12 protein-coding genes are annotated in these 17,422 nt (G+C 41.4%); 11 read left to right on the top strand and 1 reads right to left on the bottom strand.

The features are described from left to right. Nucleotides 1-144: 144 nt before the first annotated feature. The 11 genes from DWX96_RS03480 (at nt 145) to DWX96_RS03430 (ending at nt 15,058) form a co-directional block, all read left to right on the top strand. Complete coding sequence (locus DWX96_RS03480; RefSeq protein ID WP_117699317.1) at nt 145-1,020, top strand: hypothetical protein; 876 nt, start codon at nt 145-147, stop codon at nt 1,018-1,020. A 94-nt stretch (nt 1,021-1,114) separates the two neighbouring features. Then, nucleotides 1,115-1,657: a DUF3877 family protein gene (locus DWX96_RS03475; protein WP_118056809.1), complete on the top strand. Its 543-nt coding sequence runs from the start codon at nt 1,115-1,117 to the stop codon at nt 1,655-1,657. A gap of 36 nt (nt 1,658-1,693) precedes the next feature. After that, nucleotides 1,694-2,371 (top strand): DUF6198 family protein, encoded by a 678-nt coding sequence (locus DWX96_RS03470; RefSeq protein ID WP_255415045.1) that lies wholly within the window; start codon nt 1,694-1,696, stop codon nt 2,369-2,371. 105 nt (nt 2,372-2,476) lie between these two features. After that, a complete protein-coding gene (locus tag DWX96_RS03465) occupies nt 2,477-3,070 on the top strand; it encodes a ribonuclease H1 domain-containing protein (RefSeq protein WP_118082910.1) in 594 nt (197 codons plus the stop codon). A 44-nt stretch (nt 3,071-3,114) separates the two neighbouring features. Beyond that, entirely contained in the window at nt 3,115-4,125 is a 1,011-nt protein-coding gene (locus tag DWX96_RS03460) for a LacI family DNA-binding transcriptional regulator (RefSeq protein ID WP_117947624.1), read from the top strand. A 1-nt stretch (nt 4,126) separates the two neighbouring features. Beyond that, nucleotides 4,127-7,555 carry a helicase-exonuclease AddAB subunit AddB gene (gene addB, locus DWX96_RS03455; RefSeq protein ID WP_118056807.1) on the top strand — a complete coding sequence of 1,143 codons (3,429 nt, stop codon included), beginning with the start codon at nt 4,127-4,129 and terminating at the stop codon, nt 7,553-7,555. Nucleotides 7,556-7,558: 3 nt separating this feature from the next. Further along, nucleotides 7,559-11,176, top strand: a complete 3,618-nt coding sequence (gene addA / locus DWX96_RS03450; protein WP_118056806.1) for a helicase-exonuclease AddAB subunit AddA — start codon at nt 7,559-7,561, stop codon at nt 11,174-11,176. Nucleotides 11,177-11,714: 538 nt separating this feature from the next. Beyond that, on the top strand, nt 11,715-12,320 hold the full coding sequence (locus DWX96_RS03445; protein WP_118056805.1) for a Maf family protein: 606 nt from the start codon (nt 11,715-11,717) through the stop codon (nt 12,318-12,320). A gap of 18 nt (nt 12,321-12,338) precedes the next feature. After that, the gene (locus tag DWX96_RS03440; RefSeq protein ID WP_022243115.1) at nt 12,339-12,599 is read left to right on the top strand and encodes a hypothetical protein; all 261 of its coding nucleotides are present in this window, start codon (nt 12,339-12,341) and stop codon (nt 12,597-12,599) included. Nucleotides 12,600-12,617: 18 nt separating this feature from the next. Continuing rightward, on the top strand, nt 12,618-14,021 hold the full coding sequence (locus tag DWX96_RS03435; RefSeq protein WP_118056804.1) for an NAD(P)/FAD-dependent oxidoreductase: 1,404 nt from the start codon (nt 12,618-12,620) through the stop codon (nt 14,019-14,021). 47 nt (nt 14,022-14,068) lie between these two features. After that, a complete protein-coding gene (locus DWX96_RS03430) occupies nt 14,069-15,058 on the top strand; it encodes a peptidylprolyl isomerase (protein WP_118056803.1) in 990 nt (329 codons plus the stop codon). A gap of 109 nt (nt 15,059-15,167) precedes the next feature. On the opposite strand, the gene htpG is transcribed toward DWX96_RS03430, so the two are convergent. After that, on the bottom strand, nt 15,168-17,279 hold the full coding sequence (gene htpG / locus DWX96_RS03425) for a molecular chaperone HtpG (protein ID WP_118056802.1): 2,112 nt from the start codon (nt 17,277-17,279) through the stop codon (nt 15,168-15,170). Between the last annotated feature and the right edge of the window lie 143 nt (nt 17,280-17,422).

Raw genomic sequence — 17,422 nt, 5'->3', positions numbered from 1 at the left:
AGAGTATATACCACAATTATCTTTCTATTAACTCCTTGCACTTCCCCTTCATCTACGGTATAATCGTAAAGTCCGTGTGCAACCAATCGCATGCGGGGATAAGAATGAATATATTGTGTTATGGATAGAGTGAAGGAGCAGGAAATGAAGAAGAAAATATGGGCGGCAGCTTTGATTTGCATTGTCGTATTAGGAATGCTGGATGGATGCGGACCAAAGGAGAAAGATACAGACAAGGAAGCAGCAGGAAATACAGAAACAGAAGCAGTGGAAGGGCTCCATGCCACAGAGACGGAGACAGAGGCACAGGGAAATCTTAAGGAAGATACCTGGTATGTTTTATCCGGTATGTATCAGCACAAAATGGAAACCGAAGAGAATACCGCTGTGATAAAAAATGTCAATGTATACAATATGGCAGGAACCATGGATGGTGAGACCTTTGTGCAGGCATCTGATTTTACCAATCATTTAAATCAGGCGGAGTATGAGATAAGCTGGAATCGTACTGAGGCAGACGAAGAAGGAAATACAGTTTATACGGTTACTTTATCTGCAAAGATTCCGTGGAATGGCATACAGACGGATGCAGAAGCTTATATCGAATATGAAGACATCAGCCTCGTGGATGCAACTACCGGAATGGTGTTGCCGCAGCATGTAGCTGCAACAGACAGTTCCATGGCTATGATGGCAGAAGTGGCTTGTGCCGGCACAACATATCAGGTGGCAGCCACAGAAGATACAGAGACAACATTTGGTGACTGGATGGTAGAGGATGGCAGTGAGTATCCGATGGTGACTTACTATGAAATAAAAGAGACTTATAAAGTAACAGCACCGGCAGAATATAAGGGACTGCTGTTCGTATTACAGACACAGCGTACCGCAGAAGAATATGAAAATGGAATTGTAAAGGGTCTTGGAACAGATGAAGCACATACATATGATGGCACAATCAATGATGGAAGTGTGGCAATTGAGTTAGACCGGGATTATGAGTATATCAATGCAGAATAGAAACTGAGCAAAGTGGGCAAAGCTTACTTTGTATCAGCATGAAACAGAATCGTCGAAAGGTGGTTCTGTTTTTCCACGTTTAAAGGAGCATACAATGGATTATAGCAGATTAGAAAAAGGAATTATGGATTTCATACAGGAGGAGCAGGTAAAGCTTGGATACCGGAAAGAAAAAATCCGGTTATATTATCCTTTAAGTTCCTTAAAACATTTCTTAGGAGAAGAAGTGGGTGGAAAATCAACGGAAGAATTGGAAAAAGAATTTTATGAAGCAGCAGGAATACGGCTTGGCAGAGTAGAAATCAGCAGAAACAAGGACCGCTTTTGTTTTGTAGTGCCGGAAGAAGGTGCAGAATATGTGCATGAAAAAAGAAGTGGAAATTCTTTTATTAAAAAGCTGGTGGCTCTGCTGCAGACACATCCTTGCACCATAGAGGACATCCATAAGCTGTTCTTAGGAACCGGCGAGAAGATACATTTTGAGAAAATTGAGACAGAGGATTTTGACTATCTCATTTATTTTGAAAGCGGAGAGGATTCCTATTATTATTGCTTTAAGGACGAAGGCTGCCATATCATCTATCATCGTTTTATGCCGGAGGATTACCGGGATTTGTTTTCTGAAAGTGTAGAGTAAGAACTATTTTATGATAAAAGAAAAGAGGAAGAGAAGTTGCAAAAGAAAATAAACAGAGGAATCGTATATGTGGCAGGATTACTGTTACTTGCCATGGGAATTATATTAAATACCAAGACGGGACTTGGCGTATCTCCGATTATTTCGGTAGCATACAGTGTATCGGTAATCAGTGGAATGAATTTGGGCAATATGACGCTGATTTTATATAGCATTTTTGTATTGATAGAAATGATATTACATACCATCCGGCGCAAAAAAGGAGAATATGTAAAACGCCTGTTTTTGGATATTCTGCAGATACCACTTAGTATTGTATTTACCCGGTTTATGAACCTTTTTGCAAGATTCGTTCCTGAATATGCCAAAGACTGTGCAGGTACATTCTGGGGCAGCGTTCCGGCACGTTTGATGCTTTTGATACTGGCAATCATATTGACAGGTGTAGGAGCCGCAATGTCTTTAAATATGCGTATCATACCAAATCCGGGAGATGGAATTGTACAGGCAATTGCAGACTTTACCGGAAAGTCGGTAGGGTTTACCAAAAACTGCTTTGATGTGTGTAACGTTACGATAACCTGTATCGCTGGACTTATTATAAAGGGAGAAATTATCGGGATTGGAGCCGGTACACTATTGTCAGTACTTGGAGTGGGAAGAGTAATTGCAGTATACAATCATTTCTTTGGAAAATATCGTTACGAATCCTAAGCTTGTCCTAGCCATTCGAAGGGAAAAATGGTAAAATAGAGCTAATGATGTAAGTTAAGAAAAGAAGAAAATTCACAGAAATAAAAGATAGTAAGAGGAAGAAGAATGGCAGCAAAGTTTTATGCAGTCCGAAAAGGAAAGAAACCGGGTATTTATATGAGCTGGGATATGTGTAAGCAGCAGACCGATGGTTTTCCGGGAGCAGAATTTAAAAGCTTTCCAACAAGGGAAGCGGCAGAAGAATATATCGGTCAGAAGCAGCAGACAGTAGAAAAAGAGCCGGAAAATTATGCCTTTGTGGATGGCTCTTATAATATTGCAACTAAGGTATACGGATATGGCGGCTTTCTGATGGCAGATGGGAAAAAAGAAGTGCTGCAGGGCTCAGGATCGGAAGAAGAAATGGTATCCATGCATAATGTGGCAGGAGAAGTATTAGGAAGCATGGCTGCCATTGAGAAGGCAGTGGAACTTGGACTGGCAGAGCTTACGATATATTATGACTATATGGGTATTGAAATGTGGGCAACAGGAGCATGGAAACGGAATAAGAAAGGGACCATTGCTTATTATGACTATATTCAGGGCATAAAGGATAAAATTACACTTCATTTTGTAAAAGTAAAAGGGCACTCAGGAGTAGAAGGAAATGAAGAAGCAGACCGGCTGGCAAAAGAGGCAGTCGGAATTGAGCTATAGTATCTGCAGAAGAGTGGATACGGGGATAAAACAGGAGGAAAGAAATGGTTTCATTAAAGGACGTAGCGAAGCGTTGTGGTGTCTCAACGGCAACAGTAAGTAAAGCGTTGAATGGACATAGCGATATTGGAGAGAAGACCAGGATACGGATTAAAGAAGCAGCACAGGAGATGGGGTATTTTCCGAATGCGGCAGCAAGGGCATTAAAGACGAACCGTTCTTATAACTTAGGAGTACTTTTTAAAGAGGAGGCCGGAAGAGGGCTTACCCATGAATATTTCTCTGGCATCTTAAATGGATTTAAAGAAAAGGCGGAAGAATTAGGCTATGATATCACTTTTATTAATAATGAGCATGTGAATCATAAGATGTCATATCTTGAACACTGCAAATACCGGAATTTTGACGGAGTTGGAATTGTGTGTGCCAGGTTTGATGAACCGGAGGTACAGGAACTTTTGCAGAGTAATATTCCGATTGTTACTGTGGATTATGTATATCACAACTGCACGGTTGTTTCTTCTAATAATGTAAAAGGGATGAATGAACTGGTACGTTATATTTATTCCAAGGGACACCGGAAAATTGCATACATTTATGGGGAAAAACATTCGGCTGTTACCAGAGATCGTCTGACCAGCTTTTTCCAGACAATGGAGAGCTTTAATCTGAATGTTCCGGATGACTACTTAAAGGAAGGAGAATATTTAGATACCAGGCTTGTGGCAAAGGCAACCAGGGAACTTTTAAATCTGCCTGACCCGCCGACCTGTATTCTCTACCCGGATGATACAGCATTAATTGGTGGGATTAATGTAATTGATGAAATGGGACTTAAAGTACCGGATGATATTTCTATTGCAGGTTTTGATGGAACAAAAGTATCCCAGATGATGAGTCCAAAGATTACGACTATACGGCAGAATACCAGAAAGATTGGGGAAGAGGCCGTAAAACGTCTGGTACAGAGAATCGAGCAGCCTAAGACAACGCTGGTGGAGCGTGTGATTATCAATGGGGAACTTTTGGTAGGAGAATCAGTAGGAGGAATCTGATATGGCACTGCAATTTGTGCTGGGCAGTGCTGGAAGCGGAAAGTCAGGCTATGTATTCCGCAAAACAGTCAAAGAAGCTCAGAAGAATTTAAAGAAAAATTATTATGTAGTAGTACCGGAACAGTTCACGATGCAGACGCAGCGTGAACTTGTTCGGTTACAGGAAAAAAACAGTATTATGAATATAGATGTGGTCAGCTTCCAGCGACTGGCATATCGTATTTTCGACGAATTAGGAAAGACGAATATGGCAGTTTTAGAGGAGACCGGGAAAAACCTTGTATTGCGTAAGGTTGCCGAAGAGCGGATGGATGATTTATGTGTCATGCAGGGAAATATGAAAAAGATGGGATATATCAGTGAAGTGAAGTCCCTGATATCAGAGCTGACACAGTATAATATCGATCCGGATACTTTGGAAACATTTATTGAAGAACAGAATATGCCACCGGCATTTTCCTATAAACTGCAGGATATCCTGACCATGTACCGGGGTTTTCGAAGTGCAATTTCCGGGATGTATATTACTGCTGAAGAAGTTTTAGAAGCCTTCTGTGATATGGCAGAGGAATCAAAGCTTTTACAGGATGCCGTGCTGGTTTTCGATGGATTTACCGGATTTACACCGATTCAGAATAACGTGCTGTACCGCCTGATGGGAATTGTATCAGATATATATGTGACAGTAACCATTGACCCGGCAGAGGATATTTATTCTTATCATGATATGCAGGAGCTGTTTGCCATGAGTAAGAAGACGGTAGCCAGCCTAATGAAAATGGCGGAAGAGAAGCATTTTGAAGTAACAGAGCCGGTGGTATTAAAGAATCCCAAAGCTGACCGGTTCCGGGAGGCACCGGTACTACGGTTCTTAGAGCAGAATCTGTTTCGTACCAGACATCATAGCTACGAAAAGAAGGATGAGAAAGAAATCAAAGAAGGCATAGAGATTTTATCCCTGCCAAATCCAAGAAGAGAACTGCAGTATGCAGCAGAAGAGATTGCAAGGCTGGTGCATACCGGAGCATACCGCTACCGGGATTTTGCCATTATTTCCGGTGCCATAGAAGAGTATGGAAGCTATGTGCCGCAGATTATGGAGGAGTTTGGCATTCCGTTTTTCTTAGATACAACGAAAAATATTTTACTGCATCCATTTTTGGAATTTGTCCGGTCTCTTTTGCAGGTAATCGAGGACAATTTTTCGGAGGAAGCAATGTTCCGTTATCTGCGCTGTGGATTATCCCAAATCAGTGAGGATGAGATTGACCTGTTGGAAAATTATGTACTGGCAGCAGGCATCCGTGGAAAGAAAAAATGGGAGGCAAGATTTATTTATACCACCCATGAGGTTGCGGAAGAAGATTTAGAAGCTTTAAATGAACTCCGGATCCGTGTAATGGAGCCATTTTCGGAATTGGCGGCTGTATTTCATAAAAAAGGTGCTACCGTACGGGAATGCACGACAGCACTCTATCAGTTTATTGTGTCCTTACAGATAGAGCAGCAGTTAAAATACCGGGAGAATCAGTATAAAGAGGCGAAGGACTTAGCCAAGGCAAAGGAATATGCACAGATTTATCGCATTGTAATGGATATTTTGGATAAGATGGCAACGCTTCTGGGTGATGAAGTCATGGACATATCCGAATATGCCAAGGTCTTAGAGGCTGGCTTTGAAGCTGCCAAAGTAGGCGTGATTCCGGGTGGCTATGACTGCGTGATGATTGGTGATATCGAAAGAACCCGTCTTGATGATATAAAAGTATTATTTATCGTGGGAGTCAATGATGGTATTGTGCCAAAATCCGATAATCGTGGCGGCATCATTTCCCAGCTGGAAAGAGAAGAACTTGCGAAAAATCATATGGAACTGGCTCCTACAGCAAGGGAACGTGTTTTTATCCAGCGTTTTTACCTTTATCTTGCAGTGACAAAGCCATCGAAAAAACTTTATCTTACCTATGCAAGGGTAGGCAGTGATGGAAGTGCAAAGCGCCCGTCCTATTTTATTCATATGATTGAGGGACTGTTCCCGGGGTTAAAAGCAGAGCTGATAACGGGAGAACAGGTTGATGAAACACTGGTAACACCGGAGAGCAGCATGGCATTTCTGTTAGAGGGACTGTATCAGGAAGATGCCGGGTGGAATGATGAGAAGGAAGTACTCTGGCAGGCTTTGCTGCACTGGTATGAAGAGGAACCGGCATATCGGGAGCAGGTAAAAGCTATTCTTGATGCAGCAGAGCTTAAATATCATGCAGAGCCAATCAGCCGAACTGTGGCAAAGGCTCTTTATGGAAATGAGTTAAAGAACAGTGTTACGCGGTTGGAACAGTATGCAGCCTGTGCCTGTGCCCATTTCCTGACTTATGGACTGCGTTTACAGGAACGGGAACTCTTTGAATTCCGTATGGCGGATATGGGAAATATCTATCATCAGGCATTGGAAAATTATAGCCGGTATCTGAAAGAATCATCCTATAGCTGGTTTGATATTACAGAAGAAGCACAAAAACAGCTTATGGAGCGGGCAATGGAAGAAGCAATTGCTTCCAGTGGAAATGCAGCCATGGCAGATACAGCGGCAAACCGTTATCAGGTAGCAAAGATGAAAAAGATTTTTGCACGGACCATCTGGGCACTGACCAGCCAGATTCGTCAGGGAAAATTTGAACCATCGCAGTTTGAGGTGGGATTTTCCTATGCGGATGATTTAAATGCAGTGAATTTTAAACTCAGTGAAGAAGAGCATATGCGGCTCCAGGGAAGAATTGACCGTATTGATACTTATGAAGACAAAGATAAGTTATATGTAAAGATTATTGATTATAAATCCGGTAATACCGGTTTTGAACTGCTATCTCTGTACCATGGCCTGAAGCTTCAGCTTGTGGTTTATATGAATGCAGCCATGGAATTATTTGCAAAGCAAAATCCGGCAAAAGAGATAGTGCCGGCAGGTATGTTCTACTATCATATTGATGATCCGATGGTGGAAGGAACCGGTAGTGAATCTGAAGAAGAGATTCGAAGAAAGATATTGGAAAATTTACGTCTGGATGGAGTGGTAAATACAGAGGATGATATTTACCGTGCCATGGATGTGGAACTTTCCGGTAAATCCAATGTCCTTCCGATTTCTGTAAATAAGGACGGAACGGTGCGAAAGAGCGATAAGGCTGTGGACAAGGAAGAATTTAGGCTGATTGCGGATTATGCCAGCTATCGGATTGCAGAAGCTGGAAATGCTATTTTAAAGGGAAATACAGAGGTGAATCCGTATCTATTAAAGAACCGGAGCAGCTGTGATTATTGTCCATATGCTGCGGTCTGTGGATTTGATAAAAAGATTCCGGGATATGAAGTAAGGCGGTTGGAAGAATTATCTTCCGAGGAAATCTATGAACGCATGAAGGAGGTTTTTTAAGAAATGGGAATGACATGGACAAAAGAACAGCAGCAGGTCATTGATTTAAGAAACCGTAATATCTTAGTGTCTGCGGCAGCAGGTTCCGGAAAGACAGCCGTACTGGTAGAGAGAATCAAAGAGCTGGTATTGGATAAGAAGCATCCGGTAGATATTGACCATCTTCTGGTGGTAACCTTCACCAATGCGGCGGCAGCCCAGATGAAAGAGCGTGTAGCAAAAGCCTTGGAAAAGGCATTGCAGGAGAATCCTTCCGATGTGAGATTACAGCAGCAGGCTGCACTGGTGCAGAATGCGCAGATTACTACCATAGACAGTTTCTGCCTTTATGTGCTTCGGAATCATTTTCATGAAATCGGTCTGGAGCCGAATTTCAGGATTGGAGATGAAGGCGAGTTAAAGCTTCTTCGGGAAGATGTAATGACCGGATTGTTTGAACAGTGTTATGAAGGAAAACATCCGGGTTTTTTGCATCTCATTTCCTGTTATGGAACCAGTAGAAGTGATGCACCGGTGCGGGATATGATTTTTAAACTTTATTCCTATGCACAGAGTTATCCATGGCCGAAGCAGTGGCTTCGGGAAGCGTTAAGCTGCTATGAGATAAAAACAGAGCAGGAATTAGAACAGGCGCCTTTTATTGAAATGACGGTAGAATATGGGAAGCAGATGGTAAAGGGCTATTTAGAGCAGGCAGAGCATTATCATGAACTTTGTCAGGATGTCGATGGCCCCTATATGTATGAGGAAGCCTGTGAGCAGGATGTAGAGCTGATGGAGGAATTGCTTTCCTGCAGTACTTATCAGGATTTTTATGAAGAATTAGGAAAATGTAAATTTGCAACATTAGGCAGGGCAAAGGATTATATCGGAAGTCCGGAAAAGCAGGAGCAGGTAAAGACAGAACGTAAGAAGCTTAAGGATGGAATCGGAAAGTTAAAAAGTGACTGCTTTGCCCTTAATTTTCAGGAAATCTTAGAGCAGCTCACTCTGGTGCAGCCATCAGCAGAAGCGTTAGCTGAAGTGACGGAGCGTTTTATCGATGCTTTCGCAGAAAGAAAGCAGGATAAGAATCTGGTGGATTTCTCAGACCTTGAGCATTTTGCATTAGAGATATTGGTAGAGGAAGAGACCGGGAAACCAACGGAGACTGCAAAGGAATTTCAAAATGCCTATGAAGAAATTATGATTGATGAGTATCAGGACAGCAACTATGTGCAGGAGACGATTCTCCGGGCAATTTCAAGAGAAGTGGTCGGACAGAATAATCTTTTTATGGTAGGAGATGTAAAACAGAGTATTTATCGTTTCCGTCTGGCGAGACCGGAGCTTTTCATGGAAAAGTTTGATACTTATGAGACAACAGATGCACCCTGCCAGCGGATTGATCTGCATAAGAACTTTCGAAGCAGAGACAGCGTGCTTACTTTTACCAATGATATTTTCTATCAGATTATGAAACGGAATCTTGGCGGTGTGGATTATACCGATGAGGCGGCATTGTATTGTGGTGCAGATTATCCGGCGGGCGAGAAAGAGGATGCTTTTGACAGTGAGATTCTTCTTACAACTACACAGGAACTGGAAGAGGGAACAAAACAGCAGATTTCAAAACAGGAACTGGAAGCAAAATTAATTGCAGACCGGATTCGGAAGATGGTAGGCAAAGAAGAGGTGGTAGACGAAGAAACCGGAGAATTCCGGAAAGTCCGCTATGGCGATATTGTAATTTTACTGCGTAGTTTAAGTGAATGGGCGGACCTTTTTGCAGAGGTTTTAAATGCCAATGGAATTCCGGCACATACGGTTTCAAGAACCGGATATTTTTCCACATTAGAAATCAGGACGGTATTAAATTATCTTAGGATATTAGATAATCCAAGACAGGATATTCCACTGGCAGCAGTATTAAAATCCCCAATGGCAGGTCTTTCCGATGAGCAGCTTGCAAGACTCCGGTTACTGGCAGAGGACAAGCCGTATCATCAGTGCGTAAAGATGTTTTTGGAAGCGGAAGAAGAGCTGACAGAAAAAGAATCAACAGCGGATGAAGACATGCGGGCAAAATTAAAACGTTTTTCCGAAACATATAAAAAACTTCGTAGACAGACCATGGATATACCAATGCACGAACTGCTGCAGAAGGTATTGAAGGAAACGGGATATGCCAGGTATGCATCGGCATTGCCGGCGGGTAGACAGAGACTTGCAAATCTTCATATGCTGTCAGAAAAAGCCATTGCCTATGAGAAAACCAGTTATCGCGGACTTTATCATTTCATAAGATATATTGATGAGCTGCAGAAGTATGATGTGGACTTTGGGGAAGCAGAGCTTGTGGGAGAAAATGAGGATGCCGTAAATATTATGAGTATCCACAAGAGTAAAGGACTGGAATTTCCGGTCTGCTTTGTCAGTGGAATGGGCAAATCCTTTAATAAGCAGGACAGCCGCAGCAAGATGATTCTGCATCCGAACCTTGGTGTTGGACTTGATATTATAGAGGAAGACCGGAGGATAAAAGTACCTGCATTTTTTAAGAAGGTAATTGCAAGGCAGACAGAATTAGAAAGCCTTGGCGAGGAGCTTCGTGTCTTATATGTGGCATTTACAAGAGCCAAAGAAAAATTAATTATAACCGGTTATATCAAGGATGAAGAAATGCTGCAGCAGATAAGAGAAATTTATTGCGGAAGTAACCGAAAAGCACTTAATTTTAAAGAGCGGGCAGAAGCAAAGACCTTCTTGGAGTGGATTCTTCCGGCGGCAGCCGCCAGTGGCAGCTGGGACAAGGTTTCCTATGTGACACCATGGAGCATGTTAGAGGACGAGGCGGCGCATCAGATAACAGAACATGTGTCATTGAGGCAGCGTGTGCAGCAGGCGGAGGAAGTTTCGGATACTTTGTATGAAAAGATAAAGGAACAATTATCCTATCAGTATCCGCACCCGGATGCCATTCATCTGGTGACAAAATATTCTGTATCGGAATTAAAACACCGGGCAATGAGGGAGCTTGCAGCAAAGGAAGAAGAGGATGTTACACCGAAATTCTTAGAAGAAGTATCTACCCCATATGTTCCGGCATTTATGGAAGGAAAAGCAGAAGTAAATCAGGGAGCACTGCGTGGAACAGCAATGCATCGTCTGATGGAATGCTATGATTTTACGAAAATGCCGGATCGTTCCGATGAATTTGCAGAGAATATAAAAAAGCAGTTGACAGGACTGGTACAAATAGGTAAAGTATCTGAGGATATGCAAAAATTAATCCGTATACCATCCGTGGAATTATTCTTAAAATCGCAGCTTGCACCCCGTATGAAAGCAGCTGCAATGCGGGATGATTTGTTCCGCGAGAAGCCGTTTGTCATGGGAAATCATGAGATGGAAGAAGAGATGGTTTTAATCCAGGGAATCATAGATGTTTTCTGGGTGGAAGAAGATGGAATTGTACTGCTTGATTATAAGACAGACCGGGTAGATAGTGCCACAAGGCTGCGGGATATGTATAAAGAACAGCTGGATTTATATGCAGAAGCGTTAGAACGGATATTTCCGCTTCCGGTGAAGGAGAAGTATCTTTATTCCTTCCGGTTGAATCAGGCAATTGAAGTATAAGGTGTCATAAGTGATGGGAGGGAAAGTGTTAATAGGAAAAGTTTTTGCGTATGAAGAGCATTTGTTTTAGTTTCTTTGAAATACCAGCAGTTCTTAGGCGTATATTTTCCTTGATGATAAACTGTCTTTCCGTTGCTTGGACCGACACGTCGCACTGTCCGTTGTCTGCGGATACCGCATACGCCTGTAAGGGGCACTAAGAATTTCGGCTAATATATGAACTTCGTCTGGCAACCGGCACAAATTCACATCCGTGTTCATCTGTGCCTCGCTGGTACACATCCCTGTACCAGCGTTGCCTGGTTGCAGACGAAATTCTAAGTGCCCCTAACAAGCCTATTCATGTATCCGCAGGCAGCGAACCGTGCAATGTGTCTGTCAAACATTGGAAAGACTGTATTTATAGAAAAAAGGAAAACATATGCCTTAGAACTTCGGCATTTCAAAGGTTAAAGCAAATGCCTTTAGACGTAAAAACTTTTCTATTAACCGTTTCATCCACTCACTTATAATATACTGGAACACAAGGAGAAAAAACGTGAAAATAATTTTAGCATCAGCTTCCCCACGAAGAAAAGAACTTTTAGAGCAGCTTGGACTTACCTTTCTGGTATTTCCGGCACAGGGAGAAGAAACGCAGGTGGGAGATACGCCTTCTGAGATTGTCATGAATCTGGCGAAGCAGAAAGCGGGAGAGATTTATGAGAAGATGATAGAAGCCAAAGTAGGAGAACAGGACAGTCTGGTAATCGGAGCAGATACCGTCGTGGTAAAGGATGGCAAAGTGCTGGGTAAACCGAAGAACCGGGAGGATGCATTTACAATGTTAAAAGGACTTTCCGGAAGTATCCATGAAGTTTATACCGGAGTTTCGCTCTGGATGCGGGAGGATGGAAAGAAAGTGCAATACAGTTTTTATGAATGTACGAAAGTAACCATGTATCCGGTTACAGATGAGGAACTGAACCGTTATATAGATACCGGGGAACCGATGGATAAAGCAGGTGCATATGGAATTCAGGGAAAAGCAGCTGCATTTATCGAAAAAATTGAAGGTGATTACAACAATGTAGTAGGTCTGCCGATTGCCCGGATTTATCAGGAATTAAAACAATTAGGTATTGATGTGTATAAATTTTCTTAAAACAGGAGGAAAGAATAAATGGAATACGATGAGGTATGTCTGAATTACTTTTTGGAGCATCAGTCACAGTTATTTGATGAAAATGTGGCAGACAGTTTAGAAGAGGCAGAAGCGTTTTTAGAGGACTGTATGGCGGTTATCTGTGACAGCATCAAAGAAGTAAAACAGTTCTTAGACGAAAGCGGTGCGGATGTATCCGGAATGAGTAATCATGAAATTGAAGAAGCAGAAGAAGTATTTTCACTGCCAGATGGCAGATATCTGGTGGTAGAAGCGTAAACGAAAGGGGTATTAAATATGAGCAATAACTATGATGTAATCATTATCGGTGCAGGTCCGTCCGGAATTTTCTGTGCCTATGAATTAAAGGAAAAGAGACCGGATTTAAAGGTTCTCATGATAGAAAAGGGAAGAAGCATTGAGAAACGCCAGTGCCCGAAGCGTAAGACAAAGGTCTGCGTAGGATGTCAGCCGTGTTCGATTACAACAGGATTTGCCGGAGCGGGAGCATTCTCAGATGGTAAATTATCATTATCACCGGATGTAGGTGGCAATCTGCCGGAAATCTTAGGATATGAAGAAGCATTATCCTTAATTAAAGAATCGGATGATATTTATCTGAAATTCGGTGCAGACACTAATGTCTATGGTGTGGATAAGGAAAAAGAAATCCGTGAGATTCGTAGAAAAGCAATCAATGCCAATTTAAAATTAATCGAGTGTCCGATTCGTCATCTTGGAACAGAAGAAGGATATAAGATTTATGCACGTCTGCAGAAGCATTTGTTAGACCTTGGTGTGGAGATTCTCTTTAATACCATGGTAGCGGATATTCTGGTAGAAAACAATGCCGTAACCGGTGCTGTAACAGAAAAGGGAGATACATATTATGCGAAAGAAATCATTTCTGCAGTAGGACGTGAAGGCGCAGACTGGTTCTCACATATCTGTAAGGAAAAAGAGATTGAAACCAAGGTAGGTACGGTTGATATCGGTGTCCGTGTGGAAGTGCGTGATGAGGTTATGGATTTCTTAAATACAAACCTTTATGAAGCAAAACTGGTTTATCATACACCAACCTTTGACGATAAAGTGCGTACTTTCTGCACAAACCCATCCGGTGAAGTAGCAACCGAATATTATGATGACGGACTTGCGGTTGTAAATGGACATGCTTACAAGTCGAAAGATATGAAAACAAATAATACCAACTTTGCATTGCTGGTATCCAAGAACTTTACCAAGCCATTTAAGACTCCGATTGAGTATGGTAAGCAGATTGCACAGCTTTCCAACATGCTTTGTGATGGCAAAATTTTAGTACAGACATTTGGTGACTTTAAGCGGGGCAGAAGAACTACAGAGGAACGCCTGGCGAGAAACAATCTGATTCCAACTTTAAAGGATGCAGTGCCGGGAGATTTATCACTGGTATTTCCACATCGTATTATGGTAGATATCGAAGAAATGTTAGAGGCACTGGATAAGGTTACACCTGGTATTGCCAGTGATGAAACATTACTTTATGGTGTAGAAGTAAAATTCTATTCCAATAAAGTTGTTGTCAGCAAAGATTTTGAAACCAGCATTAAAGGTCTGCGTGCCATCGGTGATGGTGCAAGCGTAACCAGAGGATTACAGCAGGCATCTGCAAACGGAATCAGCGTGGCAAGAAGTATATTAAAGAGTCTTGAAGCATAAAAACATACCAAAGAATTGGTTTTCGAATAAGAAAAGGAAGAAAATTCATGGGACGAAAGAGTAAAATTGCCGCAGTGGTCTTAAGCATTTCCGTATTTCTTGGTGGATGCAGTCTTGGAAAAACTGACATTGTATTTACAACAGGCTTATCTGCTAATGAAGTTTTTAAGATAGAGCATGAAAAGGTATCTTTGGCAGAAGCCAAGGTATATCTTTGTAACTACCAGAATCTATATGGAAATGTCTATGGAATCGATTTGTGGGAACAGCAGTATCAGACCGATGATTTAGAGCAGTATGTGAAGGACGTTACATTATCGGAAATGACCAGGGTAATCTGTATGGACCAGCTGGCAGAGCAGAAGGAAATTACTTTAAGTAAAGAAGAAAAGACCAATCTGAAGCTGGCTGCAAAAGAATATTATGAGTCATTGAATGAAGAGGAAAAAAGTTATATGGATGTCAGTGAGGCAACCATAGAGAAGCTCTATGAGAATTATGCACTGGCAAGCAAGGTGTATACATCTTTAACAACCGGTGTCAATGAGGAAGTCAGTGATGATGAAGCAAGGGTTATGGAAGCACAGCAGATTTATGTAAAGGATCAGAACCGTGCAGGAGAGGTGGCATCCAGACTGGCAAATGGAGAGGATTTCCGGACAGTAGCAGCAGATTATAATGAGGCTGCCCAGATTGATATTACCTTTGGAAGAGATGAGATGCCAAAGGAAGTAGAGGATATTGCATTTAACTTAAATGATGATGAAATATCAGAAAGCATTGCGACAGAGGATGGTTATTATTTTATCAAGTGCATCAATAAATTCAATCAGGAGCTGACGGATGCAAATAAGGATAAGATTGTTAAAAAGCGTGAGAAAGAAGCGTTTAATGACGAATATGATGCTTTTGTGGCAGACTTATCTTCGAGCCTCAATGAAAAAGCCTGGGATGAACTGGAACTTAAAACAGACGGAACCATAACCACCAACAGTTTTTTTGAAGTGCTGGATAAATATTACCAGTTAGAAGAGTAGAACAATAGTAGAACAATAGTAGAAAAAATCTACAGAATCTGCCGCTGGCAACTATAAAAGGGAATCTGATGAAAATCAGATTCCCTTTTGGGTAGTTCTTCTTGAACTTTTATTTTGCCAACAGCATCATGATATCGTTGCTACGCTGGATGAATTTTGTCATAGCATCTACGGATAATGGCTGGTTGCTTAAAACAGCTAAATCGTAAAGCTGCTGACAGAACATTGGTACATGCTCGGAATCTTTGTGATTTAAGATGTACTGGACCAGAGGATGACTGGTATTTAAGGTCAGTGTCTGGTCTGCCGCAAACATGGAAGTATCCATACCGCCCATGCCATTCATGGCATACATTTTCATCATATCCTGCATACGTCTGCCTTCCTCGGAGAGAGTAATAACAGAAGCAATGTCGGGATTTTTCAGTTTGGCAGCTTTAATCGTAAGCTTATCATTCTTTAAAGTATCCTTGAATACTTTGGACAGTGTTTCTTCAGTCTCTTTAGTCTCTTCAGCATTTTCTTCTTTCAGGGAATCGGTAAGGTCTGCATCGATTCGCATGAATTTGAATTTCTCATTACGCTGCTCTAACTGGCTGATGAAGGAGGTATCGATATTGTGATTTAAGATAACTGCATCCATGCCCTGTTCCTTGAACATCTTGATATACTGTCCCTGCTGAACCGGATCGGTAACATAGTAAATCGGTTTTCTTTCATCCTTTTCTTCTGAGTCAGAAGCAGTATCAGCGGTCTTATCAGCATCAGACACATTGTCTGAAGCGGTATCTTCAGCCTTTGTATCTTCGGTATTTCCTTCCGTATTTTTTTCTGCTTTTTCGTCTTCTTTCAGAAGCTCCGGAAGAGTAAGGTACTTATCGTCTAAGTTCTTAAAGAGAATGTAATCATTCATCTTGTCACAGAACTTGGTATCTTTTAAGCAGCCGAATTTGATAAATGGGCTGATGTCATCCCAGTATTTTTCGTAGCTTTCTTTTTCGGTCTTGCACATACCGATTAATTTATCTGCAACTTTTTTGCTGATGTAATCGGAAATCTTCTTTACAAAGCCATCGTTCTGCAGAGCACTACGGGAAACATTAAGCGGAAGGTCAGGACAGTCAATCACGCCCTTTAAGAGCATTAAGAATTCCGGAATCACTTCCTTAATATTATCTGCGATAAATACCTGATTATTATATAATTTAATAGTTCCTTCGATGGAATCGTATTCCGTATTAATCTTCGGGAAGTACAGAATACCTTTTAAGTTAAATGGATAGTCCATATTCAGGTGAATCCAGAATAAAGGCTCTTTATAATCCATAAATACTTTACGGTAGAAAGCTTTGTATTCTTCATCGGTACATTCGCTCGGAGTCTTAGTCCACAGTGGGTTCGTATCATTCAATGGAACCGGACGTTTTAAAATCTTAAGCTTTTCGGTTCTTGGAGATACTTCTACGACTTCTTTTTCGCCATTTTCATTTTCTTTTTCTTCAGTTTTTGCTTCTTCCACGATTGTTTCAATGACAGTATCGGTATCTAATTTATCTTCCGGTTGGATAGTCTCATACTGTGGCTCGGCATTTGCCTTGGTCAGATAGATTGGTACCGGCATGAAAGAGCAGTACTTCTCAATGACTTCTCTTGCACGATATTCGTTGGCAAATTCCAAAGCATCTTCGTTTAAGAAAAGAGTAATTTTGGTGCCGACTTCGGTACGGTCACTGTCTTTCATATCAAATTCTGTGCCGCCATCGCATTCCCAGTGAACAGCAGTAGCACCATCTTTATAAGAAAGGGTATCAATGTGAACCTCATCTGCAACCATGAAAGCGGAATAGAAGCCCAGTCCGAAATGACCGATAATCTGGTCTTCATTGGCTTTATCTTTGTATTTCTCCAGAAAATCAGTAGCACCGGAGAAGGCAATCTGGTTGATATATTCTTCTACCTCGTCAGCGGTCATTCCAAGACCGTTATCAATGAAGGTAAGGGTTTTATCGTCCGGGTTGACAATAACGTGGATTTCAGGCTTATAATCGGCTGGAAGGGTATATTCTCCCATCATTTCCAGCTTCTTTAATTTGGTAATGGCATCACAGCCATTGGAAATCAGTTCACGATAGAAAATGTCATGATCGGAATACATCCATTTCTTTATAATCGGAAAAATGTTATCGCTGCTAATTGATAAATTTCCATGTTTATTACTCATTTAAAACACTCCTTTTCTTTCTCTATATACTTTCTTGTTTTATTTTGTAGTGTCAGACTACAAATCCTAATAGAAATATTATACTTTGCAAATTTAAAAGTCAATAGAAAATTAGCACTCTTTAAAAAAGAGTGCTAACAAAA

Source organism: Roseburia sp. AF22-2LB, from assembly GCF_003461125.1.
GTDB lineage: Bacteria > Bacillota > Clostridia > Lachnospirales > Lachnospiraceae > Roseburia_C > Roseburia_C amylophila.
This window is presented reverse-complemented; position numbering and strand designations above follow the sequence as displayed.